The following is a 26,289-nucleotide window of genomic DNA, read 5'->3' as shown; positions in this document are numbered from 1 at the left end:
TTGGCGAGCGCCGGCGATATCTCAATCGCAGGGTGTGACAAGGCGAAGCTTGTCCACCCTGGCGCATCAAACAACTCGAAAGTTTGCTGCCCATGATGAAATAGCCATCATCCACCGACGTCCACAGTAGGGTGTGGTGATGGGCGGCTTAAACCAGCTCAGCCCACATGTCGTATTCATCCGCATCGACAATTACCACGCGCACTTTATCGCCTGGTTTAACGTCTGTACTGGCGATGAATACGCTGCCGTCGATTTCCGGTGCATCGGCGTAGCAGCGCGCTACAGCACCTTGCTCGTCGACCTCATCAATCAACACTTCCATCTCTTTACCGACCTTTAACTGCAGGCGGGCAGTGCTGATGGCTTGTTGATGGGCCATAAAGCGATTCCAGCGATCTTGCTTGATGTCATCGGGCACCAGATCGTCGAGCAAGTTAGCCGATGCGCCCTCAACCGGTGAGTACTGGAAGCAGCCCACGCGATCGAGCTGAGCTTCAGTCAGCCAGTTGAGCAGGTATTGGAAATCTTCTTCGGTTTCACCGGGGAAGCCAACAATAAAGGTCGAGCGGATAGTCAGTTCTGGGCAGATTTCCCGCCAGTTCTTGATCCGTGCCAGGGTTTTGTCTTCAAATGCCGGGCGCTTCATCGCCTTAAGTACTTTAGGGCTGGCATGCTGGAACGGGATATCCAAGTACGGCAGGATCTTGCCTGCGGCCATCAATGGGATCAGCTCGTCTACGTGCGGATAAGGGTACACATAGTGCAAACGTACCCAAACGCCCATGCTGGCAAGTGCCTCGCACATTTGAGTCATGCGGGTTTTGACCGGCTGGCCGTTCCAGAAGTCAGTTTTGTACTTGACGTCCACGCCATAGGCGCTGGTGTCCTGAGATATGACCAGCAGCTCTTTAACCCCAGACTTAACCAGGCGTTCTGCTTCACTCAATACTTCACCCACAGGGCGGCTGACCAGCTTGCCGCGCATCGACGGGATGATGCAGAAGCTGCAACTGTGGTTGCAGCCTTCAGATATTTTCAAATAGGCGTAGTGACGAGGTGTCAGCTTGATGCCTTGGGGCGGTACCAGATCGATCAGTGGGTTGTGATCTTTGCGGGGTGGGACCACTTCGTGTACAGCGTTGACCACTTGTTCGTATTGCTGTGGGCCGGTGACCGAAAGCACGCTCGGGTGAACGTCTCGGATTGAGCCTTCTTCAACGCCCATGCAGCCGGTGACTATGACCTTGCCGTTTTCAGCAATGGCCTCGCCAATCACCTCAAGCGATTCCGCCTTGGCGCTGTCGATAAAGCCGCAGGTGTTAACCACCACTACATCGGCATCTTCGTAGGTCGGCACAACCTCGTAACCTTCCATACGCAACTGGGTCAGAATGCGCTCGGAGTCCACCAGCGCCTTGGGGCAACCCAGTGAAACGAATCCGACTTTAGGAGCGGTGGTGGACATGCGGCAAACCTCTGGCTACGAGCGGCGGGCACGAAGGTGGCCCGTTGATCAAAAAGTGCGCAATTCTAGCGGCGCTTGTTGCAGTTTTCCAGTGTATTCGCTGGCAATCATCAGCTTCGGTCCAGCATAGACACTGTTGCGCTGGCTGTTGGCCTGCCGCGCCGGTGTTAACGCCTTCTGTTGTGGGCGTAAACCGGTTATCGCATTGTCCTGCTTTAGGGCGGCTGATTAACCACCTTTGGCTAGAATTGATGCCTCAGGCATCAGTGGGAGAGCCAAGATGATAAGTAAAAATACCTTGTGTATCTGGTACGACAGCGCCGCGCTCGAAGCTGCAACTTTCTATGCTCAAACGTTCGCCGATAGCAGCGTAGGCACTGTTTGGCGTGCGCCCGGGGATTATCCGGCTGGTAAGCAGGGCGACATTCTGACCGTCGAGTTCAAGGTGATGGGCATTCCCTGTCTGGGCCTCAATGGCGGCCCGGGGATGAAGCACAGCGAGGCGTTTTCGTTTCAGGTTGCCACTGAAGATCAGGCTGAAACTGACCGTCTATGGAACGCAATAGTCAGTAATGGCGGCCATGAAAGCCAATGTGGCTGGTGCAAGGATAAATGGGGTATTTCCTGGCAAATCACCCCTCGTGCATTGTCCGCCGCCATAGCTAGCCCAGATCCAGCTGCCGCAAAGCGCGCATTCGAAGCCATGATGACCATGGCAAAAATCGATATCGCCAGGATCGAACAGGCGTTGGCTGGGGATCAGCTGGAGCCGTTTTGATCATCAGCCGCTCAGCTATCAGTGTCCAGTCCGCCGCCGAGCAATTGCGTTGGACTGGATGCAGGTTATGTTAGGACTGATTGCGCTGCGGCAGCATGCGGGTCAGGGTGTTGTCACGGACTAGATAGTGGTGAGCGATACCGGCCACAGCATGTAAGCCAATCAGCCAATAACCCGTGGTGCCCGCCAGCTCGTGCCAGTATTTAATCTGCTTACCCAGCTCCTGGTTTTTATCCAGTAAGTGGGGCAGTTCTAGTCCATAAAAGGGTACGGGATTGTCAAAGGCACTGAACATCAACCAGCCTGCCAAAGGTGTGCCGATCATCAGCGCATACAGCGCGAAATGCATGAGGTGGGCGGGGATGGCTTGCCATTTCGGTACTGCCGGCACGATTTTCGGTGTTGGTGCAATCAACCTTGCCAGCAAGCGTAGCCAGACCAGAAAAAACACGGTTAGGCCAAGCATAAAGTGCCAGTGCTTCAGCAGGTCGCGCATCTCGCTACCCTTCGGGAAATTACCGTGCAATTCGATACAGGCGTAAACCCCAATCAACAACAGCACCATCAACCAATGCAGGCTGATGGAGAGGCTTCCGTAGCGGTGTTCAGTGTTTTTCCAGGTCATGGTCAGGGCTCATCGGGGCTAGATAGTTTTTAATAGTAAAAATTGAATCTTAATCATGGCTGAATACATAGCGTGCTTATGATCCTAGAATAAGTTTAAGTACAGCGCATGACTCATGTCAGCTAAATCTTCGATAAACGGGCTGCGCAAGAGTTCCTCTGTGCCCGGCCTTCAGTCATGATGTCGAGGTAGTGCCCGCAGCCAATCGCCAGTGCACGGAATTGCACGCGCACGTTTTCGGTAGTCGCTATAGTTATCCTGTAGTCTGGGTTTATTCGCCGACACCCCATGTAACCCATGGACGCGGTTTTGCAAGCGCTCAGTTTGGATATAGATAGAAGGAGCAGACATGCACAGTAACTTGCAGGATGGATTCGGTCGTCGTATCGATTACCTGCGTATGTCAGTGACCGATCGCTGCGATTTTCGCTGTGTGTACTGCATGGCCGAAGAAATGACCTTTCTGCCGCGTCAGCAGATCCTTTCCCTTGAAGAGCTCTATCGTCTGGCCGCGCTGTTCGTTGGCCAGGGCGTGAAGAAAATTCGCCTCACTGGCGGTGAACCATTGGTGCGAAAGGGCATTGTTGACTTGTGCGGGCAAATCGCCGCATTGCCGGGGTTACGTGAACTGGTGATGACCACCAATGGTTCACAACTGGTCAAGTTGGCCAAGCCGCTTGCGGACGCTGGAGTCAAGCGCCTGAACATCAGCCTCGATAGCTTGCAGGCTGAAAAATTCAAAGCCATCACCCGCACCGGCGAGCTCAGACAGGTACTCGATGGCATTGAGGCTGCGCGTGAGGCCGGCTTTGAGAACATTAAACTCAACACCGTGGCGATGGCGGGGCGCAATGCCGACGAAGTCCTGGATCTGGTCGATTACGCCATGGCCCGTGAGCTGGATATTACCTTTATCGAAGAGATGCCACTGGGCGATGTAGGGCGCTCGCGAGGTGAGAGCTTCTTCTCCAGCGATCAAGTGCGTGCACGGATTGCTGAGCGTTACTCGATTATTGACAGTGCCGAACAAAGTGGCGGTCCGGCGCGGTATATTCGTTTGGAAGGTCACGCCAACAGCCGCGTCGGTTTTATCTCACCGCATTCGCATAACTTCTGCGCCACCTGCAATCGCGTTCGCTTAACGGTAGAAGGACGTTTGCTGCTGTGCCTGGGGCATGAGAACTCAGTGGACTTACGCGCGCTGTTGCGCCGTTACCCTGAAACCGACCAGCCATTGTTGGATGCGGTGGGCGGCGGATTGCAGCGCAAACCCGAACGCCACGAGTTCAGCCACGATGATCAGATTCAAGTGGTTCGATTTATGAATGCAACGGGCGGTTGAACCCAGCGCTGCTTACTCAAAAGGCCGCTGATGCGGCCTTTGGTTTTTATCGCTGCTTGATTGCCGCAATTAGACGTTCGGCAAGTGCCGGGTAATTACCATCGTAATGATGGCCGCCCGGTAGCTTAACCACTTCTCCGGGCAAGCCGGGCAGGGTGCAGCCGCTGGTTGCGGCTTCTTCTACGCCATATACGCAGAGTACCTTGGCGGCGGGTAGTTTGAGCAACTCCGGGCCAGTTTCCGCCTCAGTGCCCGCAGTGCCCAGCCAACCTTGAACCTCAATTTCGAAACTTCCACTGCGGGCGCTGGCCAGAAGAATAATCGCATCGACTTGTTGTTGATCTTCGACAGGCAGGCGGTTGTAAAAGGCCGGAAGCGTGTCGGCACCGAATGAAAAACCAATCAACACAAAGCGTTTTGCGCCCCATTTCTGCCGGTACTGTTGCATCAGTTGACTCAGGTCTTTGGCGCCTTGCTCCGGGCTTTTATGCTGCCAGAAGTAACGCAATGCATCGACACCCACGACTGGATAGCCGCGCTGCGCCATTTGCGCGGCAACATCCCGATCAAGGTCGCGCCAACCGCCGTCGCCCGAGTAGAACAGACTAACGCTTGCATTGGGTTTATCCGCGGCGACTTCTATCGTCGGCATTGCTTCGGCTTGTCCCGCCAACACGCTTTGCAATTGCTGGTTCAGCAGTTGCGGTAGGGTTACCGCGTAATCGCTGATTTGGGTATGGCTGTTTGTTTGGCGACGGGCAAACGCTGCGCTGCTGTCATCTGGGTTGTTATTCCAGGCCACATGCCATTGACCCTGTGCGCCATGGTCAGGCAGGGGCTGCGAGCAGTCGGGTTTCTGCAGATTAAAGTCGATGGAAACGGCTTGCGCGCGACTATTGCTTTGGCCAGCTAGCCAGCGCCATGCCATCGCAGCGCCTGGCCCCATACCGGCCACTATTAGCGGTTGATCACCCAGCACTTTGCTGGCCAATTGCAGGCGCTGTTGCTGGACGCTGCAATCATTTTCACTGAACTCAATTTGCATGATCTGCGTGTGATGCGCTTCCGCCAACGTATTTAAAGCGGCGGCAGCGAGCCACTGCCGGTGGGGCAGGGCCAAGATCAGTGCGGTTGAGGGGGCAGCTGTTGTAGTCATCAGCGCCGGGCTGCCATCACTAAGCGCAACTGTGTGCGTTTCGGTGGTTGGACCCCTGTCGCGATAAATAAGGATCAGCGCGCCGATAACCAGCAACAGCAAGCTAAAGCCAAGCAACCTGTAACCTTTGCGCATGGTGATTCTCAGTGTTTGATCAGGCCAGAGTAGCCGCCAGCGATCAGAGCGGCAGTGTCAGCTAAGGCAATATAGGGATCAATTCCAGTGGGTACCGCCATGTAGCGCGGCTCCCATGTGGGTTGGAATTTTTCCTTGAAACGGCGCAGACCTTGGAAATTGTACAAACCTTCGCCGCGTTGGAATACCAGTGCCCCAAGCCGCTGGGTCATAGGCGCACCCCGACGGGGTTGCATGCCTGCTAACGGCACCATGCCAAGGCTGAATTGTGCCAAACCCTGTTCCTTGAAGTGCATCAGCAGCGCAAGCATCAGAAACTCCATGGTCAGCTTGGGTGCGTCAGGGCTGACCCGCATTAGGTCAAGGCTTGCCAGTTGGCGGGTTTGGGTTTCCAGCAGGTTGCAGAAGGCTACTGGACGTTCACCGTCATAGACCACGGCAATCCGAAAGAAGCTCAAGTAGTCGCGATCGAACCGGCCCAATGAGAAGCCTTTCTCACGACCGCTTTTTCCCTGCAACCACGTGTCGCTGATGGTTTGAAGTTGTTCAAATGGGGCTTGGCCCGGTTGATAAAACTCAACTTTCAAGCCGTCCCGCTGACTACGATTCCAGGTATAGCGCAGGTCTTTCATGGCTTTGCCCTGGTTCTCCAAGTCGAAGCGCTGCAGATCTACCCGGGCTTCCTCGCCAAGCTTGATCGCACTCAGGCCAATATCCATATAGAAGGGTAAGTTTTCTGCCCTGACTTGATAGAACACGGGGCGTGAGTTATGCCGGTCACACAGGTCGCGGAACTGCCATATCAGTTCGGCGCGCTCTCGGGCAGGCCCGATCGGGTCGAACAGGGCAATCAGGCTGCGCGAGCGTTGCGCGTACATTACAAAGGCGTTGCCACTGGCGTGAAAGAGCAGGGCTTTATCGCCGGTGAGGGCTAAACCGCCGTCGGCTTGATTAGACTGCGCAATAATCTGTGCGGCTTTCTCAAGTTGCTCGCGGTTGGGTTTGAGCACTTCATGGGGCGATGCGCGCAACAGCCACGTCAAGCTCAGACCCGTGAGCAGTAGTGCACTGCCTAGTGCAGAGCGCAATGCCCGCGGGGCCTTGGCGTCCAGTGCGAATTGCCACCACAATTCATGGTCGTAAGGCACATCCTGATAGGCGAACAGCATCAGCCAAATCGACGCGAGCAGGGCGCACAGGGCTGCCGCCAAATAAAGACCGGAAAAGGGCATTTCAAGCAGCCGGCTCGGGCGATAAAACGAGATCCGAAACACGCCAAGCAAGCAGGCCGTGATGGTCAGGAGCAATGCTTCTTCCCAGTCAAACCCTTTCAATAACGAGAGCAATGCCCCCGCCAATAGCAGGGTCATGGTCAGGGTCCAGGCTGCCGACAGTCGCCGCCGCAGGCCTTGAGCCAGTAGCAGGCAAAGCACGCCAATCAAGCTGGCGCCGAAGTGGGATGCGTCGATCAAATGATGGGGGATTAAGAAACCGAGGTGGATTAAGCGATTATCGAGCGCCGGAGTGGCGCCGGAAAACAGAAGCACCATGCCCGCTAAGAAAACCAGCAAAGCCAGGACGGGAGCGGCGAGCCCTGAGGCTGCTTCAGTTGCTGCGCGCAAGGTTTTGCGGCTGGGTAGCACTATTAATGCTTCGTTGAGCAGGAGCAGTAAGCAAGCGATGACTAGCGGAGTGACGATATAAATAAGGCGATAGAGCAGCAGTGCAGCGGCTAACGGTGCTGCACCCAGTGAATCGGCAAAGGCTGTGAGCATAACCGCTTCAAAGACGCCTGCGCCGCCCGGTACATGGCTGAGGACGCCTGCGGCCAATGCCAATAAGTAAATCAGCAGGAAACTGCTAAAAGGCGGTGCTTCTGGCAGTAGTAGATAGAGCACCGTTGCTGCCGCTGTAACGTCGAGCAGGCTAATCAGTAACTGCAGCGCTGACAGCCGCGCGCCGGGTAAGCGGAGGATCTGCTTGCGCACGCGCACTAACAGGCTGTCGCTAAAGGGCTGTTCATCCATCCGCTGGCGGCTCAGCCAGATCACTGCATAAGTGCTCATCGCCAAAACAGCCAAGGCACAGCCTGCAACAAAAGATGCTGGTAAATGCACGGCCTGGGTGGCTGCAGGCAAATTAGCAAGTGCCGCCAGTGCTGCGAGAATCGGTAAGCTACAGCCCAAAGAGAGGCTCGCAAAAAGACTCATTCGGGTGATTTCAGCTGCGCTGGCACCAATGCGTGAATACAAGCGATAGCGCACAGAGCCGCCCGACAAAAGCGAAATGCCAACGGCATTGCCAATTGCAAAAGCGCTAAAGCCGCCCAGCAATAAGGCTGGTGTAGGAATTTTTACCGCCGCATAGCGCTGGGCTGACCATTCATAGCCGAGCAGGGCGATAAAGCCTGCGACGGTTGCGCCTACCGCGCCAATCATGTGCCAGGGGCTGATTTCCAGTAAGGCCGCGTGGAGTGAGCCAGGGTCGAGCTCATCGAGCAGGTGCCGGCACGCAATTAGCGCTGCTGTAAATAGCAGGAGCATTAAGGTCAGGCTGAGTGGGCGCTTGTAGCGATTGAATCGCTGGCGCCAAATTGAGGTTTCCGGCGTACTGGATGGCGGGGGAGCGGAGTGGATTTGCATCGCTTACCTCGAACTCGGGTACCTGCAATACTACGGCGTATGCAGGGGATGCACCGCCTAATTGCGGGTACAAAAAAGCCCACTCGAAAGAGTGGGCTTTAGATGTTTGGTTGCGGGAGCCGGATTTGAACCGACGACCTTCGGGTTATGAGCCCGACGAGCTACCAGACTGCTCCATCCCGCGGTCGCCATTCTATCCATTTGAGCCTCGGTGTCAAACTTAATCTGTAATAAAACTGTTTTCTGCTCAATTGCTTAGGAGAAAGAGTGGGTTCTGGATTGGGGTGGTCGGAGGAGGCTGATCGGAAGAAGGTGGGCGAAGATTGCCCGTGACGCCGCAAGGAATAAAAAAACACGCACACAGCAAAAGGCCCCGACAATTTTCACTGTCGAGGCCTTATGCATGAATCTGGTTGCGGGAGCCGGATTTGAACCGACGACCTTCGGGTTATGAGCCCGACGAGCTACCAGACTGCTCCATCCCGCGCCGGCAATTCTACTCAGATGCGAGATGTTGTCAATCGATTTCTGCTTTTTAATCAAATACTTAAATCATAAATAGCGCAGAAACAAAAAAGGCCACTCAATTGAGTGACCTTTAAATGTTTGGTTGCGGGAGCCGGATTTGAACCGACGACCTTCGGGTTATGAGCCCGACGAGCTACCAGACTGCTCCATCCCGCGGCGGCTATTCTATCGTCTGAAACGCTGCGGTCAACCGTCAAATCCAGAAAAACTGTTGTTTGTTCAATTGCTTAGCGGTGATGGATGGGTTATCTCGACGTCTAGCCCTTGCCTGATGGGGCTTTGCGGTGTGCACTGACTGTTCATCGGATTGAAATAAAAATAGAGAGTTATCGGCTTATTGCAATGATCTAGCCGTTGAGAGGGCTGTTGCGTTAGAGTCCGTGACAATTTCAGCGAGGGTCCCATGGCACATAAATGTAAATCCTGCGGTGTTGCGGTCGAAGCAACCGACAAAAAATGTTCGGCATGCGGTGCTGAGTTGGCCGCTAAACCTAAGCTGCTACCAATCGCCGCTTTTATGCTGATAGTTATTTTGGTGATTCAGGCCTATATGGATAAACCTGAAGATAAAGACGCAGCGCCAACCGAGCCTGTCAAAGCGGCGGCTCAATAGCGGCTGCAGCCAGGGCTCAGGAAATCTCTATTTGATAGCGAAAGGTGTCGGCGCGGCCTTTGGATAGGCGGTATTCCAGCGGGGTGCTGTCGTAGCTCAACGCAATGCGCTCAATAACCACCACCGGCGTGCCTGACTCAACATCCAGCGCTGCACTGGTTTGTAAGTCAGCGGGCTCGACCGTGAGTGTCTCCTTCGCCGAAGCCACCAACTGCCCGCATTGCGCCTCATAAAAGGGGTAGAGCAAATTGCCGAAATCCTTCGGGTCTACCTCAAGGAGCTTGGCGAAGCGTGAGGCAGGCAGCCAGATATCCTCACTGAAGATTGTTCGCTCATTGGCCATTCTGATGCGTTGCATGCGGATGACCGCATCCGTAGCGCCAAGCTGTAATGCATCGATTACAGCTTGTGGAGCCTGTTCGATCCCGAGCGAGTCAATTCGGCTTTGCGGAACCTGATGTTCCCCCGAACTGTTGACCTGACGGAAAAAGCGAAAGAACGACGAATTAAAATCGGGCCGGCGCACATAAGTGCCTCGCCCTTGGCTGCGCGTTAGCAACCCATCGGCAACTAGTGTATCGACGGCTTTTCTGACTGTACCAATTGCCAGGCTATAGGTTTTGGTGAGTTCTGCCTCAGTCGGAATGGGCTCGCCAGGGCGCCATTCACCCGATGATATTTTTGCCAGCATCTCGTCGCGAAGGCGTTGATAAAGCGGTAAGCGCAGATCGGAACCAAGGGTTGAGGCATTCATATACACGTCCATACAACTGTTCTGCGCCTACTTTAGCACTGACCAGTGGCAGGTGAGCTGTATTGACAGCTTGTCAGGCTGAATATATGGTCATGCAGTCATATATATGAATATATGAATAAGAAATATGTCCTACGAAGGCGTATTGACAATAATCGGCCAAGGTAACGTCCTATGACCACTTCGCAACTGCCTATCACCGGCATCGACACGCACGCGCATATTTTCAATCGCGAGTTGGCGCTGGCGCCCGGACGACGCTATAGCCCTGATTACGATGCGCTTGCTGAGCAGTACCTGCGCATGCTTGACAGCTGTGAGTTGTCGCACGGCGTGTTGGTACAACCGAGCTTTTTGGGCACTGATAACAGCTTTTTGCTCGACGCATTGCGTAAGTATCCAGAGCGCCTGCGTGGCATAGCCGTCGTAGCGCCGAGCATTTGCGAGGACGAATTGGAGCAGTTGGCCGTCGCCGGGGTTGTTGGGATTCGTTTGAATTTGGTTGGCCAGGCGCTTGAGGATTACTCAGGCGACCTATGGCAGGCTTTTTTTCAGCGGATTGCCGGGCGGCAGTGGTTGGTTGAGATCCAGCGCAGCATTGACGACTTGGCGCAGATTCTCCCGGCGATTCTCAGTGCTGGCGTCAATGTGGTGATTGATCACTTTGGCTTGCCCGAGGACGGAATTGACCCGCAGCAGCCTGGGCACAAAGCCTTTCTTGAATTGCTCGCCAATCAACAGCTTTGGCTCAAGTTATCGGCGCCTTACCGTAGCCGATCCAGCGCTGAGAAAGCGCACCGCATGCTTGAAGTGCTGCGTGCTGCCAGCGGCGGGGTTGATCGCATGCTCTGGGGCAGCGATTGGCCGCATACCCAATTTGAAGACAAAACCGGTTACGCCGAGCAGTTTAAGCGGATTCAGGCGCTGTTGCCTGATCCGCATGACTGGCGAAAAGTCTTGCGCGACAACCCCGCACGACTGTTCAAGTTTGCCAACAGCATTTAACGCATTACAAAAATAATAGGCGGGACAGAACATGATGAGTTTGATTGTTATCGCGGCTATCGTGATTTCCATAGCCCTGGGCTACAAAACCAAGATCAATATTGGTTTGTTTGCCATTGCCTTTTCCTACCTGATTGGTTGCTTTGTGATGGGCCTGAGCCCCTCTGATGTGATCAAAATGTGGCCGCTCAAGATGTTTTTTATCATCTTCTCAGTGTGCCTGTTTTACAGTTTTGCGATTGTGAACGGTACCCTCGAAAAGCTTGCAGAACACTTGCTCTACAGCTGCCGCAAATTCCCGCATTTATTGCCTTATGCGGTATTTCTGACCTCGGCGCTGATTGCTGGCTTGGGGGCAGGTTATTACACCGTTCTGGCATTTATGGCGCCACTGACCTTGATGCTATGTGAGCGCACACGCATGAGCTTGATTCTCGGGGCGATGGCGGTGAACTACGGCGCGCTGGGCGGGGCCAACTTTGTTTCCAGTCAGAGCGGGATTATCTTCCGCAGCTTGATGACCAACTCCGGTATTGCCGAGAACACAGCCTTCATTAACAGCTTCGGTATTTTTATCAGCACCTTTGTCATTCCGTTGATTGTGATCACCGGTTTTATGCTGTTTACCGGGCATAAGAAGCAGATGCAAAGCTCGACGTACACGATCAGCGAACCAAGCCCGTTGAACAAGCAGCAGAAAACCACGCTCTGGCTGACCCTGGTAATGATGGCGCTGGTATTGATTGCACCCATTGCTCAGATTCTGCTGCCGGATAATCACACGGTGGGTTTTATCAACTCGAAAATGGACATTGGCTTGATTGCCAGTGTGTTCGCCGTTATTGCTTTGCTGCTCAAGCTCGGTGATGAGCGTAAGGCTATGGCGACCGTGCCTTGGGGCACGCTGGTGATGATTTGTGGTGTGGGTATGTTGATCGCCATTGCCATCAAGGTTGGCACCATTGATCTGCTGGCTTCATGGATTGGCACCTCTATTCCGCCGGTTATGGTGCCGGTGGCCTTCGGTATTGTTGCGGCGTTGATGTCGTTGTTCGCCAGCACATTGGGCGTGGTAACGCCGGCGTTATTCCCGATAGTGCCGCCCATTGCGGCATCATTGGGCATTGATCCTCTGGTGATATTTGTGTGTATTGTCGTGGGTGCACAAGCCACTTCAATTTCGCCATTTTCCTCTGGCGGCAGCCTGTTGCTGGGTTCATGTCCAACCGAGCAGAGCCGTGCCGAGTTTTTTCCTAAATTGTTATTCCGTGCAGCCCCGCTGGGCTTTGTGGTGGCGTTGATCTTCAATATCGTCCTCACGCTGGTGTATTAAAGGACCCACGCCGGGCTTTATCGAGTATTCGATTGGCTGATTGCACAACAACCCGTACCGACTCCTGTGGTTCTCGGGTGATAATGCTGGCCAGTCGAATTTCAGTAAGGAGCCCGCTGGTGGCGTTCATAATCAAACCCCTTGATCCACAGCTTTACCGCCAGCAAACCCGGCGCAGTACACTGCTGGTAGCGGGGTGTTTTGTGCTCTTGACCCTGCTTTGTTCAACGCTTGCGGTACAGCTCATGGGTCAGCCTGATGGTGATAACTTCCGGTTAAATGTTGCCGGGGTGGTGGTTGCGCTGGGGCTGACTATTTTGTTGGTGCGCGGGGTATTCTGGTCGCAGCCGTGGATGGCTGCTGCGGTGTATGGCTGGCAGCTAAAGCGCACCCTGATGCGTATTACCAATGTCATGCACAAGGTCAAGGACGGGGTTAAGGTAGAAGACCCGCTGAGCATGAAAATCCTGCGTTTCTATCACCTTGGCGTGAGCCAGATGCACCAGTTGGACGGCAACTCCAGCGAGCAGGTGCAAATGCTCGCTGAAATCGATCAGCATCAACAGAAAATGCAGGCGCTGGGGCTGGCTGTGGAGCAGTCAAGCTTTGACCCGGAGTGGATCAAGCAGCTTGAACTGCGGGCTTGAACGCCATGCTTGATGCATGACTAAATAGCCTAAAGCTGCCCTCAGCGGATGCATGAATTGGCCACCACTAACCGAAAAATTATCCATGTCGACTGTGACTGCTTCTATGCAGCCATTGAGATGCGTGATGATCCAAGTTTGGCTGGCAAGCCGCTGGCGGTGGGTGGGACTGCTGATCGGCGTGGGGTGATTGCGACCTGTAATTATGAGGCGCGTGCCTACGGGGTACGGTCGGCCATGGCGTCTGGTCATGCGCAAAAGCTATGCCCTGATCTGCTAATTGTCAGGCCGCGGATGGATGCTTACAAAGCCGTTTCCCGCGAAATTCACGCCATATTTCGCGACTATACCGACCAGATTGAGCCCTTGTCGCTAGATGAGGCCTTTCTTGATGTCAGCGACAGTCCGCACTTTGCCGGCAGCGCCACGCGCATTGCCCAGGATATTCGCCGAAGGGTCTCGTCTGAATTGCATATCACTGTCTCGGCAGGGGTTGCGCCCAACAAATTTTTGGCCAAGATCGCCAGTGACTGGAAAAAACCCAACGGCTTGTTTGTGATCACCCCGGATCAAGTCGATGACTTTGTGGCCGACCTTGCGGTGGACAAGCTGCATGGTGTGGGCAAAGTCACCGCGGCGAAGCTGGCTCGCCTGGGAATTCAAAAGTGCAATGAGTTGCGCGAATGGGACAAGCTTGGATTGATCCGCGAGTTTGGTAGTTTTGGTGAGCGTTTGTGGGGGTTGGCGCGCGGTATTGATGATCGCGCAGTGCAGACTGACAGTCGTCGGCAGTCGGTCAGCGTGGAAAATACCTACAATCAGGATCTGGCGGATTTAGGTGAGTGCCTTGAGCAGCTCCCGGATTTGCTCCTAGAGCTTGACCGGCGTATGGCGCGCCTTGATAGCAGCTACAGGGCAGATAAACCCTTCGTTAAAATCAAGTTCCATGACTTTACCCAAACCACGCTGGAACAGGCGGGTGCCCGGCACGACTTGGACAGCTACAAACTGCTGATGAGCGCAGCATTTGCTCGCGGTAACAAGGCTGTACGGCTTTTGGGGGTGGGGGTGCGCTTGCACGACTTGCGGGGTCGCCATGAACAACTTGAGCTGTTTGAGCGCTAAGCCTCAAACAACCCACGTCATTCGCTTCCTATTAGTTTGTGATCGGCCACAAACGCAGGGGTTTGCCTTGGTTAGGCCATAAGCGCAGTTGGTCAGTCTCTGAGAAGTCCCAGCGGGTGATGGTCGGCAGGCTCTGCAGAAAGCGAGTTTCCTGTTCCATCAGGGCTGGCGGGCACATTTTGCGGGTGCTGCCGGGCTGCTCAAAGCGGATATTGTCGCCGTCGAGCGTATAACTGGCAAACCAATGGTTGCAGCCGGCGGTGCCATAGGCCCGGCCGTCACTGCCGAGGGTAATGGTCAAGTGACTGTTGTCGATCAGTGGACGTTCACCTATCCATTCCACTTGATAGCTTTGGTCGGTTTCAATCTGCATGGCACTGGACGCACAGCCGACGAGGCTGGCACTGATCAGGCTGATGGCGAGTAATGCTTTCATCGTCATTCCTTTTGACATTGCGGGCAAGTGTGGCGCTCGTTTTCACTGCGCCACCCTAATTCATTGACCCGCTGATGCGCCGCAAGTGCCTGAGCTTTTTTGCCAAGTGCGCTATCAACCGCAAATTCAAGGTCCAGTTGCTTGCCGCAGCTGTCACACTTGACCTGCCATTGATGAATTGCCAACTCTTTAAACGCGGGGCCGTGAGCAACAGCAACCCACTGGCCTGGCGGGTTGATCAGGTGGCGCACCTTCTCGACCTGGAGGCGCATGCTTAGATCGCGACTGCCCTTGAGGGTTACGATCAGGGTGTCGGCGCTTTTGATTGAGCCGCCGTTGCCAGTGACTTGATAGCGCCCAGGCGCCATCGCCCGGCATTCAATCAAGGTGTGTTCAGGGTTGAGTAAGCTGTAGCGAAAATCGTGTTCGGCCATGGTTCCTCCAGATTCGCGCGAATGCTATCACGCAGCGCCTTAAACCTGACGGGTATCTCGTTCTGTTTGTAGCATAGGCGCCGGGCAAGATTAACGCGCGCGGCGCGCATCAAGCCCTGATTTGAGTCTCGGCCATTAAGTGCTCTATGGCAGTTTCAAGCTGGTCGAGTGCTTGCTTGGCCGTCGGGTCATTTTGTTTAAGCAAGGTCTCGCTGCGCAGACAGGTCGCCCGTAACTGGGGTACACCGCAGTAGCGCGTCGCGCCGTGCAGGCGGTGAACGCGCTCAATTAGCAGTGTGTCGTTGGCCGACTCACGGGCCTGGCGTATGGCGTGTAGGTCGGTGGGTAGTCCTGCCAACAGCATGTTGAGCATGTCGGCGGCCAAATCGGCTTTACCCGCCGCCAGACGCAAACCTTCTTCGGCATCCAGGGTGCTGATCTGATTGAGGTCTATATCGGGACGCATGCTGTGTTCAACAGGTTCAGGCATCAATGCGCGCAGTGACAGCCCCGTCCATTTCAGCACGACTTGCGCCAGTTGCCGTTCGCTGATCGGTTTAGTCAGGTAATCATCCATGCCACTTTGCAGCAGGGTCCGTTTTTCGTTGGACAGTGCGTGGGCGGTAAGGGCGACAATCGGCACAGGGCTTTTATTGCGCTCGGTTTCCCAGATGCGAATCGCTTCGGTGGTTTCACGGCCGTCCATGCCAGGCATTTGGACATCCATGAAAATCATGTCGAAACGCTCATTTTCCGTTATTTTCAGCGCCTCGTGACCGTCTTTGGCGATGCTGACCTTGGCCCCCATGTCTTCCAGCAGCGTTTGCACCAGGAGCAAGTTGGCGGGATTGTCGTCCACACACATAATTTTCGGTGGCCGCGCCAGTTGTGGACTCTCGGCGATTAAACGTTGCTGGCGTGGGCTGATCATCTCACTCAAGGTACGTTGCAGTTTGCGCGTACAGGCGGGCTTTGCATGCAGCTGGGTATAAGCATCGGGGAGCGAGCCGTGATAGAGCATTTGCTCGGTGGTCGGGCACAGTACGATGCATATGCAGGACATTTGCTCAAGTTGGCGCAGGTATTGGTCGAGCGTTTCCGGCGGGAGCTCGCGGGCGGTTACACCCAAGACCGCAATACCAATGGGCGCCGGGGTTTCCTGTGAGCTTTTAATCGCCTCAATCAGGCTCCCTGGCTCACTGAAGGGGCTGACAATCAGGCCGCAATCTTCGAGTTGGTGCTGCAAGGCCTGGCGCGATAATTCGTGGCTTTCCAAAATGGCGACACGTCGGCCAACGAGCGGGGGGCGTGGCAGGTCTTCGAAGTCTGCCCGGGCTTTCGGCAGGCTCAGGCTAATCCAGAATTCCGAGCCTTCCCCCGGGGTGCTGTCCACGCCAATTTCGCCACCCATCTGCTCGATCAAACGCTTCGATATCGCCAGCCCCAGGCCAGTGCCGCCCGCTTGACGCGACAGTGAATTGTCAGCTTGATTAAAGGCTTGGAAAAGCAAACGCAGGTCATCGTCCGACAGCCCAACGCCGCTGTCCTGAACGCTAATGCGTATTTGTGCGCGAGCGTCGTTTTCATCTTCGAGCATCACCCGTACGACGATGCTGCCTTCGCGGGTGAATTTGATCGCGTTATTGACTAAGTTGGTCAGAATTTGCTTAAGGCGCAGCGGATCGCCGAGTAACGCCAGCGGCGTGTCGCGATAAACCAGGCTCAGCAGCTCAAGATGTTTTTCATGGGCTGTGGGTGCCAGAATTGTCAGGGTGTCCTGGATCAGCTCCCGCAGATTGAATGGGATGTTTTCCAGGACCAGCTTGCCGGCCTCGATCTTCGAGAAATCAAGAATCTCATTGATGATGCCGAGCAAGTTGTCTGCTGATTTTTCAATGGTGCTGAGGTAGTCCTGCTGGCGAGGGGTCAGCTCGCTTTTTTGCAGTAAGTTGGTAAAGCCAAGGATGCCGTTGAGCGGCGTGCGAATTTCATGGCTCATATTGGCCAGAAACTCGGACTTGATGCGGCTGGCCTCAAGCGCCTCCTTGCGGGCGAAATCCAGTTCGATGTTCTGGATCTCAATGGTTTCGAGGTTTTGCCGTACGTCTTCGGTGGCCTGATCAATACTGTGCTGCAGTTCTTCCTGGGCATTTTGCAAGGCTTCGGCCATGCGGTTGATGCCTGATGCCAGTTCATCCAGTTCTTGGCTGCCGAGCGGTGGCAAGCGGGTCTCGAGTTTGCCTTCCTTGAGCTGTGATACACCCACTTTGACCCGGCGCAGGGGTTCGTTAATGGAGTAGCTCATGCGCAGGGCGAGCAATGCGGTGACCGCCAAACCCGCCGCAACCAGCAATAAACTGGTGAGCAAACTGTGATAACCACTGAGCAAGGTGGCGTGATGGGAGAGTTCAAGCTCCACCCAGCCCACCAACTCGTCGCTGCTTTGGTGCGGCGGCTCGCCCGTGAGGCCTAAATGGTGTTCAAACACCGGAAGCAAAAAGCGAGTGGCATCGTCGTTCGAACGTTTGGCGGTGAGTTTCTCGGTGCCACTGCCAACCGTGGGCATGGGGTTGAGCATACGTGGCCCGGCGTGGGCGAGTAGCACCTTGTTTTTGTCGAGCAGGCTGACGGCTCGAACATCAGGCTGCTCAAGGGATTGACTGGCAATGCGTTGAAGAACACTGAGGTCGCCGCGCAAAAAGGCTGGGGCGCTAAGCGGTGCCAGCTGTTCAGCTATCATCTCGCCGCGTTGCAGTAGTTGGCTCTGGAGGTTTGAGAATTGCGCCCAGATAAAGTATCCGCCGAGCAGGAATGCCAGCAGGCTGGTCGGCAACAGCGTCAATATCAACACGCGGCCTTTGATGCCTAGGTCCTTGAACACGCACATCCTCCACTGATTAGTACTACGCAGTGTACCGCCTGCACTCTATCCAACAATAGGCTAGCCCAGCTTCTTATAACAAAGCAGGCTAGGCTTTATTGTGGGTGCGCAGTGGTTTGCCGTTATCATAGGCACCCCTCAAGTCGATTGGACCTGATTGACGTCATGACCTTGCAATTTCCGACCATAGCCGAGTGCATCGGCAACACGCCTCTGGTGCGCCTGCAGCGGCTGCCCGGCAACACCTCCAATACCCTGTTGGTAAAGCTTGAGGGAAACAATCCGGCCGGTTCGGTCAAGGACCGGCCAGCGTTGTCGATGATCAGCCGTGCCGAGTTGCGTGGTGATATCCAACCAGGTGACACGCTGATTGAGGCCACCTCGGGCAATACCGGGATTGCCTTGGCGATGGCTGCAGCGATCAAGGGATACAAAATGATCCTGATCATGCCCGATAACTCGACTGCTGAACGCAAGGCCGCCATGACCGCTTACGGCGCCGAATTGATCCTGGTGTCCCGTGAAGAGGGCATGGAAGGCGCTCGTGATCTGGCAGAGAGCCTGCAACGTGGCGGGCGTGGCAAAGTGCTCGATCAGTTCGCCAATGGTGATAACCCACAGGCCCACTACGACACAACGGGTCCGGAAATTTGGCAGCAGACCCAAGGCACCATTACCCATTTTGTCAGTTCTATGGGCACCACAGGCACCATCATGGGGGTTTCGCGTTACCTCAAAGAGCAAAGCCCTCTGGTGCAGATCGTTGGGTTGCAGCCCCAGGAAGGGGCTTCGATTCCGGGGATCCGTCGCTGGCCCCATGAATACCTGCCGAAAATCTTTGATGCAGCCCGGGTTGATCAGGTCGTGGATATGGGGCAGGACCAGGCGGAGCAGGTCATGCGTCGGTTGGCGCGTGAGGAGGGGATCTTTTGCGGGGTGTCTTCGGGTGGTGCGGTTGCGGCTATGTTGCAGTTGTCTGAGCAGGTCGAAAATGCGGTCATGGTGGCGATCATCTGTGATCGTGGCGACCGCTATCTGTCGACCGGCATCTATGATGCGCCGCAGCATTAATGGCCAAGAAGAACGGCGGTTTACGCTTCCAGCCTAGCGGGGGCTCGCGAGCACCTCAGGTACCGGTTGGCAAAAAACAGAAGCTCAGCATTGAACGCTTGGCTAACGATGGGCGTGGTATCGCCTTTAACGAAGGGCGGACATGGTTCGTGTCTGGTGCGCTGCCGGGTGAGCAGGTCGAAGCGCGTGTTCAGTCTGCTCGTAGCCAAATTGTTGAGGCGCGCACTGAACGCATTGTGCTGGCCAGCCCTGAGCGTCGTCCGGAACCCTGTGAATATGCTCGGACTTGTGGTGGATGCAGCGTGCAACACATGCCTCACAGCGATCAATTGGCGCTCAAGCAGGCCATGCTTGCAGAGCAATTGAGTCGCTTGGCAAATGTTCAACCTGAACAATGGCAGACGCCATTGACCGGGCCTGAGTTTGGCTATCGACGCCGTGCCCGGGTGGCTGTGCGTTGGGACTCGAAGCTGAAGCAGCTGGCGGTAGGCTTTCGCGCAGCAGCGAGCCAGGAGATTATTGCGATCAGTGATTGCCCGGTACTGGTACAGCCCTTGCAGCCAATTCTGCGCGGTTTGCCAGAGACCTTGCGCCAGCTTGAAAAGCCGCAGGCTATCGGTCACGTGGAGCTCTTTAACGGTACAGCGAGTGCGGTATTGGTGCGTCATACTGCGCCATTGTCAGGCGCGGACCTTGAACGCCTGCAGCAGTTTTGCCTTGAGCACGACGCGCAACTTTGGCTGCAAGGCGTGTCAGAGCCCGCGCCATTTATCCCCGGGCAACACTTGGGGTATGGCTTGGCTGAATGGGGGTTGGAGCTAAAGTACCGACCTGGCGACTTTATTCAGGTTAATGCGCTCGTGAACCAGTCGATGATCGCCCAAGCGCTTGAATGGCTGGCGCCGCAAAGCCACGAGCGGGTGCTTGATCTGTTTTGTGGCCTGGGTAATTTTGCCCTGCCTCTGGCGCTTCGCGCGCAGGAAGTAGTTGCGGTTGAGGGTGTGCAGGCAATGGTTGAGCGAGCTGCACAGAATGCGTTGGAAAATTCGCTGAATAATGTGCACTTTTATCATGCTGACTTGTCCGAACCGCTGGCTGAAAAAAACTGGGCCAAAGGCGGGTTCGCTGCAGTTTTACTTGACCCGCCGCGTGATGGTGCTTATCAAGTGGTAAAGCAACTTGCCGCGTTAGGTGCGCAGCGAGTGGTGTATGTTTCCTGTAATCCAGCAACGCTTGCACGTGATACTGAGCTATTGATTGCCCAGGGTTACCGTTTAAAAAAGGCCGGCATACTCGACATGTTTCCGCAGACAGCACACGTCGAGGCCATGGCTTTATTTGAGTTAACCAGCGTTTGACCGGGAAACTATATTGTTTGGCTCTTGCGGGTCGCGAGGCGTTAACACGCCTCATGCAGTTCGGAGGTTGCAGGTCGGGACAGTGTGCATAGCTGTGTCCTGGTTTGCCCATGCAGGGGTGTGAAGGATTTGCGCCTTACAGCAGTTTAACCGACCCCTCTATCAGGCCGTCGGTGTCGATTCGTAGCGCAGTACGCGCTGCGTAGGGAAGGTATGCAAAATGGTTCAGGTCAGAGCGCATCAGCCGATCAATGATGACGGTAGCATCAACCTTGAGGCCTGGCTGGATCACGTAATGGGTGTCGATCCGGCACTGGATCGTGATGCATTGCGTGGCGCCTGTGAGTTCGCCCGTGAGGCTGAGCAGCAAGCCAATGCCGCGCAGAATCTGTGGAGTGAAGGCGCCTCCAGTTTTCGTGTAGGGCTGGAAATCGCTGAGATCCTGGCCGACCTTAAACTTGACCAAGACTCTTTGGTCGCGGCAGTCCTGTACCGCGGCGTGCGTGAAGGCACTGTAGAGCTGGCGGCCGTGCATCAGCGCTTTGGTCCGGTGGTGGCCAAGCTGATTGAGGGCGTGCTGCGAATGGCCGCTATCAGCGCCAGCATGAATCCGCGCGATTCGTTGGTGCTTGGTTCCCAGGCCCAGGTCGATAACCTGCGCAAAATGCTGGTGGCCATGGTTGATGACGTGCGTGTTGCACTGATCAAGCTGGCTGAGCGCACCTGCGCGATTCGTGCCGTCAAGCTCGCAGACGATGAAAAGCGCCAGCGCGTTGCCCGCGAAGTCTTTGATATTTATGCGCCACTGGCTCACCGCCTAGGCATCGGTCATATCAAGTGGGAGCTTGAGGACTTGTCCTTTCGCTACCTGGAGCCGGAGCAATACAAACAGATCGCCACTTTATTGCACGAGCGTCGGCTTGATCGTGAGCACTACATCAATGAAGTAATGGATCAACTGCGTACCGAGCTTGAAGCCACGGGCATTGAGGCGGATATCAGCGGCCGGGCTAAACACATTTATTCCATCTGGCGGAAAATGCAGCGTAAAGGCCTGCAATTCAGTCAGATTTATGACGTGCGGGCGGTGCGAGTGCTGGTTCCGCAAATGCGCGACTGCTACACCGCACTGGGCATCGTTCACACCCTGTGGCGGCACATTCCCAAGGAGTTTGACGATTACATCGCCAACCCCAAGGAGAACGGCTACCGCTCGCTTCACACTGCAGTTCTAGGCCCTGAAGGCAAGGTGCTTGAGGTGCAAATACGCACCGCCGCCATGCACGAAGAGGCCGAGCTGGGTGTCTGTGCGCATTGGCGCTATAAAGGCACCGATGTTAAATCGGGTTCGAATCACTACGAAGAAAAAATCTCGTGGTTGCGTCAGGTGCTCGAATGGCATGAGGAGCTGGGCGATATTGGCGGTCTGGCCGAACAGCTGCGCGTCGATATCGAGCCCGACCGGGTTTATGTTTTTACCCCTGATGGTCACGCGGTAGATTTGCCCAAAGATTCAACCCCCCTGGACTTCGCCTACCGGGTGCACACCGAAATCGGCCACAACTGCCGGGGCGCCAAGGTCAATGGGCGCATCGTGCCCCTGAGCTATAGCCTGCAAACCGGTGAGCAAGTCGAGATCATCACCAGTAAGCAGGGCACGCCGAGTCGTGACTGGCTGAACTCCAACCTGGGGTACATCACCACCTCGCGTGCGCGGGCGAAAATCGTTCACTGGTTCAAGCTGCAAGATCGTGATCAGAATGTGGTGGCCGGTAAGGGCTTGCTTGAGCGCGAACTGGGGCGTTTGGCGCTGTCCCATGTCGACTTTGAAAAGCTGGCTGAAAAAGCCAATTTGAAATCATCTGAAGACCTGTTTGCCGCTTTAGGGGCGGCCGATGTGCGCCTGGCTCATGTGGTCAACCTGGCTCAGCAATTAATCGAACCTGAGCGTAACAACGAGCAGCTCGAGCTTATTCCACGCAAGGCGCTGGGCTTCAAGCCGGGCAAGCGCGGCGACATTCAAATTCAAGGTGTTGGCAATTTGCTCACACAAATGGCTGGCTGCTGCCAACCCTTGCCGGGTGATCCGATTGTGGGCTACATCACCTTGGGCCGAGGTGTCAGTATTCACCGTCAGGATTGCGCAGCCGTGTTGCAGTTGGCGGGTCGTGAACCAGAGCGCATGATCCAGGTCAGTTGGGGGCCGGTGCCGGTGCAGACCTATCCAGTCGATGTGGTTATTCGTGCCTATGACCGTTCGGGCCTGCTGCGTGACGTGACTCAGATTCTGCTCAATGAAAAGCTCAATGTGCTGGCGGTTAATACCCAGTCCAATAAGGAAGACAATACGGCGACCATGTCGATCACCATTGAAATCCCCGGCCTGGAAGCCCTTGGGCGCTTACTGGGGCGGATTTCGCAGTTGCCTAACATCATTGAAGCTCGGCGGTTGCGTAGCACGTCTTGAGGATTTATGTACCAGTTAACTGACTTGCTCCACCTTATGGCGCGCTTGCGGGACCCACAGCATGGCTGTCCTTGGGACTTGCAACAGTCATACGCGACAATAGTGCCTTACACGCTGGAGGAGGCCTATGAAGTTGCCGACGTGATTGAACGCGGGGACTTCGATGAGCTGCCCGGTGAGTTGGGCGACTTGCTGTTTCAAGTGGTGTATTACAGCCAGCTGGCAGCCGAAGAGGGCCGTTTTGGCTTTGCCGAGGTGGTCGATTCGATTACCCGCAAGCTGGTGCGCCGCCATCCCCACGTGTTTCCGGATGGTGATCTGTACGGCGCAGTCGAATTGCCCAAACTTGATGAGACTGCAGTCAAACAGCGTTGGGATGAGATCAAGGCCGAAGAGCGTGCACATAAGGCTCAGGCGCCCGAGCAGCTTTCTCTACTCGATGATGTGCCCAGCACATTGCCTTCGATGGCGCGTGCGGTAAAACTGCAAAAACGCGCCGCGCAGGTTGGGTTTGATTGGCCGGAGGCACTGCCGGTTGTGGACAAAGTCCGCGAAGAGCTTGATGAAGTGCTTGAGGCAATGAGTGAAAACGATGCGCAGGCAACCGCTGAAGAGCTTGGTGATTTGTTGTTCGTAGTGACAAATCTGGCTCGGCACTTGAAGGTTGACCCCGAGATGGCGCTGCGCGCGGCTAATACCAAGTTCGAGCGGCGCTTTCGCTTTATCGAGCAATCACTACGAGAATCTGGACGCGATATCGCTCAGTGTGACCTGGAGGTGCTCGATGCCTTGTGGGGGGAGGCCAAGAAGCTGGAAAAGCAGCAAACACTTGGCTGCTAGGCCATAAGCAATCAATATGCGCAGCAGGTTGTGATGCGGCATGCTGGCGCACAATTACATCAATAGAACTGGCAACAAGATCTACGGGGATCGAGGTTGCTGTCGTTGAACACTGAGGTAAGTAATGGCTTTATCACTACGCGATCAACTACTGAAGGCAGGGTTGGTTAACGAGAAGCAGGCCAAGCAGGCTGGTAAGCAAAAGCAAAAGCAGCAGCGTCTGGAGCATAAAGGCCAGGTTGAGAAAGACAACTCGCAACAGCAGGCTGCTCAGCAGGCGAAGGCAGAGAAAGTCGCGCGTGACCAAGAGCTGAACCGTCAGCAGCAAGAAAAGGCTGAGCAAAAAGCCAAAACTGCTCAGGTCAAACAGCTGATCGAGGCCTCGCGTCTGCCGAAGATGACGACCGAGGATTACTACAACTTTGTTGATGACAAGAAGGTTAAGCGCCTGCCTGTAAATGACTTGATGCGGAACAAGCTAAGCAGTGGTTCGCTGGCAATTGTGCGTCACGGCGGTGGTTATGAAGTGATTCCTCGTGAGGCCGCGCTGAAGATTCAAGAACGCGATCCGCGACGTGTGCTGCTGCTAAACACGCCAACCGAAGCGCCAGATGCTGATGACCCTTATGCGGCCTATCAAGTACCAGATGATTTGATGTGGTGATTCAGTTTTGTGAGTAATCAAAAGCCGGGTTTATTCCCGGCTTTTTAATGGCTGTAAATCCGTGCGTAGTGCGTTTGCAGGACTGGGCAGCGGGCGCTTGTTTGTGACCTTGATGACAGCCCACATCTGGCTGATGGTCGCGAGGCTAGGGCGCTGTTTTTGGGCTATTGAGTTCGAGGCGTTTAAAGCTCGCGCCCGACGTAACAGCGGTAATTGCCTGCAACTGGTCGAGACGCAGGCGCATTTTCTCATTAGCAGTTCTTACGACTAGAAACTCTTGCTTGTCTGCGGTGGTTTCAGTCGTCAGCGCTTGTGCCTCGAGTGTTGCGCCATCAATCAGTTCAATGACCAATTGATAACGGTGCAAGCAGGCGACTTCCAAGGCGTCGTAAAGATCACAGGCTAAGGGTTGATAAGGCGTCTGCTGTAATACGCAACGATCTATTGGTTCGCCCATCAGATGCCCTCGCAGATCAATGTAACTAAAAAGAAATAATTGCTTGGACGGATGATGGCCAAGTGCTATCTTCGCGCCCCCTTCCGGTGCGCCCGTCTTTTGCTAGGTATGAGGCCCATTCTAGACGTGTTAGATAGGTTTTGGAGAGGGAATTCTAACCAATTGTATGGATGCATAATGAACGCCAGTCTGAGTCATAATCCAGAATCTAAAAACAACGATGAAATCGATCTAATTGCCCTGATACATAGCCTGTGGCTGCAGCGTTGGCTTATCGCTGCCGTGATACTGCTGATTGGAATTGCTGCTGGCGCCTATGCAATGCTGGCCACGCCTTACTATCAGGCGCAAAGCGTGCTCAGGCCTGCATCGCTGAAAAGCTTTGACCAGCTCAACCTAACTGGGGTTTATAAGGTTGATAGAGATCAGGTGCTTAAGCGTATCGGTATCTCACTTGAGTCTTACTCAACGCGCTACGCTTTTTTCCAAGAGCGTCCCGAGCTTTTTCAAGCACTAGAGCAGCCGAACGTGGATATTGAACAAGCCTTTGCCCGTCTGAATGAAAAGGCTTTTACCCTGATTAAACCCGATGCCAAGAAAGCAGATTCCTTGTCCAACTATGTCGGCTTGAGCTTTGTCTATCCTGCAGGCGTTGATGGCCCGGCTGTGGTCAATGGCTTGATCAGCTACGCCGTCGATCAAGAGCGCACACGGATTGCCGCTGAGGTTAATACGCTGGTGTCAAACCGGTTACAGAAGCTGCAAAGCCAGATTGCAGCGGCGCGTATTGGTTATGAAGCCGATAAGCAATCGAAAATAGCCAAGCTTCTTGAGACGGACAGCGTTAAGCGTGCAGATCTTATCGATGAGCTTTCCAGCTTGCGTCAGCAGCTAACATTACGCCGCAAGAACCGTATCGCTCAGCTGACAGAGGCCATCATGATTGCCGAGCAACTGGGGATCAAGAAACCGGCAACGCCTTCTTCGATGCGCGACAGTGGCCAGCAAAACTCTAGTAATCTAATTCGCACCGAAGTCACCAATCAACAGATCCCGCTTTATTTTATGGGGACTGAAGCCTTAAGTGCCGAACGTCGGGCTTTGAGGGCGCGTACTTCTGACGACTTTACCGATGCCCACGTAGGCGATATCGAAAAGCAACTTCGTATGTTGCGCAGTAATCGTGAAGTCGAAGCGCTGCGAAAACGCGACAACGATGACCTGTTTTTGGCAAAACTGGCCAATTGGGAAGAAGAGTCATCCTATTTGAAGTCGTTAAAGCCTGAGCTATTGCTGCAAGATCTGGTCGATGTCGATCAGCCAGCAGTTAGCCCGCTATCACCGATCAAGCCGAAGAAGCTGTTAATAGTTGTTTTAGGCTTGGTGCTGGGTTTGATGCTGGGCGTGTTTTTGGCGTTGGTCAGGTCGATGATGACGCGCATGCAGCCTGTTCCGTTCACCCTGTTGAATCCATTAAGTGTCGAGCAGGCAGCACCAGCGGCCATGCTTAAAGGCTAAATTCGATAGGCC

Annotated in this window: 22 protein-coding genes and 3 tRNA genes; 13 read left to right on the top strand and 12 right to left on the bottom strand. The window is 54.8% G+C overall.

The window, feature by feature from the left end; translation table 11 throughout:
• Nucleotides 1-148: 148 nt before the first annotated feature.
• Nucleotides 149-1,468, bottom strand: coding sequence for a 30S ribosomal protein S12 methylthiotransferase RimO (gene rimO, locus AACY09_RS09020; RefSeq protein ID WP_339487381.1), 1,320 nt, complete (start codon nt 1,466-1,468; stop codon nt 149-151).
• A gap of 280 nt (nt 1,469-1,748) precedes the next feature.
• On the opposite strand from rimO, the gene AACY09_RS09015 reads away from it, so the two are divergent.
• Nucleotides 1,749-2,246, top strand: coding sequence for a VOC family protein (locus AACY09_RS09015; RefSeq protein WP_339487380.1), 498 nt, complete (start codon nt 1,749-1,751; stop codon nt 2,244-2,246).
• Nucleotides 2,247-2,316: 70 nt separating this feature from the next.
• Here the strand turns inward: AACY09_RS09015 and AACY09_RS09010 are convergent, their stop codons facing one another.
• Entirely contained in the window at nt 2,317-2,871 is a 555-nt protein-coding gene (locus AACY09_RS09010; RefSeq protein ID WP_339487379.1) for a cytochrome b, read from the bottom strand.
• A gap of 349 nt (nt 2,872-3,220) precedes the next feature.
• Here AACY09_RS09010 and moaA point away from each other — a divergent pair, with 349 nt between their 5' ends.
• Nucleotides 3,221-4,213: a GTP 3',8-cyclase MoaA gene (moaA, locus tag AACY09_RS09005; protein WP_339487378.1), complete on the top strand. Its 993-nt coding sequence runs from the start codon at nt 3,221-3,223 to the stop codon at nt 4,211-4,213.
• Nucleotides 4,214-4,259: 46 nt separating this feature from the next.
• On the opposite strand, the gene AACY09_RS09000 is transcribed toward moaA, so the two are convergent.
• The 5 genes from AACY09_RS09000 to AACY09_RS08980 form a co-directional block, all read right to left on the bottom strand.
• Nucleotides 4,260-5,504, bottom strand: a complete 1,245-nt coding sequence (locus AACY09_RS09000; protein WP_339487377.1) for a virulence factor family protein — start codon at nt 5,502-5,504, stop codon at nt 4,260-4,262.
• An 8-nt stretch (nt 5,505-5,512) separates the two neighbouring features.
• Nucleotides 5,513-8,146, bottom strand: a complete 2,634-nt coding sequence (gene mprF / locus AACY09_RS08995; protein ID WP_339487376.1) for a bifunctional lysylphosphatidylglycerol flippase/synthetase MprF — start codon at nt 8,144-8,146, stop codon at nt 5,513-5,515.
• A 107-nt stretch (nt 8,147-8,253) separates the two neighbouring features.
• Nucleotides 8,254-8,330 (bottom strand) — tRNA-Met (locus AACY09_RS08990).
• A gap of 226 nt (nt 8,331-8,556) precedes the next feature.
• A tRNA-Met gene (locus AACY09_RS08985) sits at nt 8,557-8,633 on the bottom strand.
• 120 nt (nt 8,634-8,753) lie between these two features.
• Nucleotides 8,754-8,830, bottom strand: a tRNA-Met gene (locus AACY09_RS08980).
• A gap of 247 nt (nt 8,831-9,077) precedes the next feature.
• Here AACY09_RS08980 and AACY09_RS08975 point away from each other — a divergent pair.
• Entirely contained in the window at nt 9,078-9,287 is a 210-nt protein-coding gene (locus AACY09_RS08975) for a zinc-ribbon domain-containing protein (protein ID WP_339487375.1), read from the top strand.
• 16 nt (nt 9,288-9,303) lie between these two features.
• Here the strand turns inward: AACY09_RS08975 and AACY09_RS08970 are convergent, their stop codons facing one another.
• A complete protein-coding gene (locus AACY09_RS08970; protein ID WP_339487373.1) occupies nt 9,304-10,041 on the bottom strand; it encodes a GntR family transcriptional regulator in 738 nt (245 codons plus the stop codon).
• A gap of 174 nt (nt 10,042-10,215) precedes the next feature.
• Between AACY09_RS08970 and AACY09_RS08965 the strand changes: the two genes are divergently transcribed.
• The 4 genes from AACY09_RS08965 to dinB all read left to right on the top strand — a co-directional run bounded on the left by AACY09_RS08965 (nt 10,216) and on the right by dinB (nt 14,151).
• The gene (locus tag AACY09_RS08965) at nt 10,216-11,046 is read left to right on the top strand and encodes an amidohydrolase family protein (protein WP_339487372.1); all 831 of its coding nucleotides are present in this window, start codon (nt 10,216-10,218) and stop codon (nt 11,044-11,046) included.
• 31 nt (nt 11,047-11,077) lie between these two features.
• Nucleotides 11,078-12,379, top strand: a complete 1,302-nt coding sequence (locus tag AACY09_RS08960; protein ID WP_339487371.1) for an SLC13 family permease — start codon at nt 11,078-11,080, stop codon at nt 12,377-12,379.
• A 119-nt stretch (nt 12,380-12,498) separates the two neighbouring features.
• Complete coding sequence (locus tag AACY09_RS08955; protein WP_339487370.1) at nt 12,499-13,026, top strand: DUF3087 domain-containing protein; 528 nt, start codon at nt 12,499-12,501, stop codon at nt 13,024-13,026.
• 57 nt (nt 13,027-13,083) lie between these two features.
• Entirely contained in the window at nt 13,084-14,151 is a 1,068-nt protein-coding gene (dinB, locus tag AACY09_RS08950; RefSeq protein ID WP_339487369.1) for a DNA polymerase IV, read from the top strand.
• Nucleotides 14,152-14,182: 31 nt separating this feature from the next.
• Here dinB and AACY09_RS08945 read toward each other — a convergent pair whose 3' ends face one another.
• The 3 genes from AACY09_RS08945 to AACY09_RS08935 form a co-directional block, all read right to left on the bottom strand.
• On the bottom strand, nt 14,183-14,587 hold the full coding sequence (locus tag AACY09_RS08945; protein WP_339487368.1) for an META domain-containing protein: 405 nt from the start codon (nt 14,585-14,587) through the stop codon (nt 14,183-14,185).
• Nucleotides 14,588-14,589: 2 nt separating this feature from the next.
• Nucleotides 14,590-15,021 carry a hypothetical protein gene (locus AACY09_RS08940; protein ID WP_339487367.1) on the bottom strand — a complete coding sequence of 144 codons (432 nt, stop codon included), beginning with the start codon at nt 15,019-15,021 and terminating at the stop codon, nt 14,590-14,592.
• 109 nt (nt 15,022-15,130) lie between these two features.
• The gene (locus tag AACY09_RS08935) at nt 15,131-17,902 is read right to left on the bottom strand and encodes a response regulator (RefSeq protein ID WP_339487366.1); all 2,772 of its coding nucleotides are present in this window, start codon (nt 17,900-17,902) and stop codon (nt 15,131-15,133) included.
• 165 nt (nt 17,903-18,067) lie between these two features.
• Here AACY09_RS08935 and cysM point away from each other — a divergent pair, with 165 nt between their 5' ends.
• From cysM to AACY09_RS08910, 5 genes are all read left to right on the top strand, one after another.
• Nucleotides 18,068-18,973, top strand: a complete 906-nt coding sequence (gene cysM, locus AACY09_RS08930) for a cysteine synthase CysM (protein ID WP_339487365.1) — start codon at nt 18,068-18,070, stop codon at nt 18,971-18,973.
• Nucleotides 18,973-20,331, top strand: a complete 1,359-nt coding sequence (rlmD, locus tag AACY09_RS08925) for a 23S rRNA (uracil(1939)-C(5))-methyltransferase RlmD (protein WP_339487364.1) — start codon at nt 18,973-18,975, stop codon at nt 20,329-20,331. Before cysM ends, rlmD begins: the two co-directional genes overlap by 1 nt.
• Nucleotides 20,332-20,551: 220 nt before the next feature.
• Nucleotides 20,552-22,798: a GTP diphosphokinase gene (gene relA / locus AACY09_RS08920; protein WP_339487363.1), complete on the top strand. Its 2,247-nt coding sequence runs from the start codon at nt 20,552-20,554 to the stop codon at nt 22,796-22,798.
• A gap of 6 nt (nt 22,799-22,804) precedes the next feature.
• A complete protein-coding gene (gene mazG / locus AACY09_RS08915; protein WP_339487362.1) occupies nt 22,805-23,638 on the top strand; it encodes a nucleoside triphosphate pyrophosphohydrolase in 834 nt (277 codons plus the stop codon).
• Nucleotides 23,639-23,762: 124 nt separating this feature from the next.
• Complete coding sequence (locus tag AACY09_RS08910; RefSeq protein ID WP_339487360.1) at nt 23,763-24,302, top strand: DUF2058 domain-containing protein; 540 nt, start codon at nt 23,763-23,765, stop codon at nt 24,300-24,302.
• 145 nt (nt 24,303-24,447) lie between these two features.
• Here the strand turns inward: AACY09_RS08910 and AACY09_RS08905 are convergent, their stop codons facing one another.
• A complete protein-coding gene (locus tag AACY09_RS08905) occupies nt 24,448-24,759 on the bottom strand; it encodes a Rho-binding antiterminator (protein ID WP_339487359.1) in 312 nt (103 codons plus the stop codon).
• A 177-nt stretch (nt 24,760-24,936) separates the two neighbouring features.
• Between AACY09_RS08905 and AACY09_RS08900 the strand changes: the two genes are divergently transcribed.
• Entirely contained in the window at nt 24,937-26,277 is a 1,341-nt protein-coding gene (locus tag AACY09_RS08900; RefSeq protein WP_339487358.1) for a Wzz/FepE/Etk N-terminal domain-containing protein, read from the top strand.
• Nucleotides 26,278-26,289: the final 12 nt, after the last annotated feature.

The sequence above is a fragment of the Pseudomonas sp. EL_65y_Pfl2_R95 genome (assembly GCF_963971045.1).
In the GTDB taxonomy this organism is placed as follows: Bacteria; Pseudomonadota; Gammaproteobacteria; order Pseudomonadales; family Pseudomonadaceae; genus Aquipseudomonas.
Note: the sequence above shows the minus strand (reverse complement) of the source record. Positions and strands in the feature narration are given on the sequence as shown.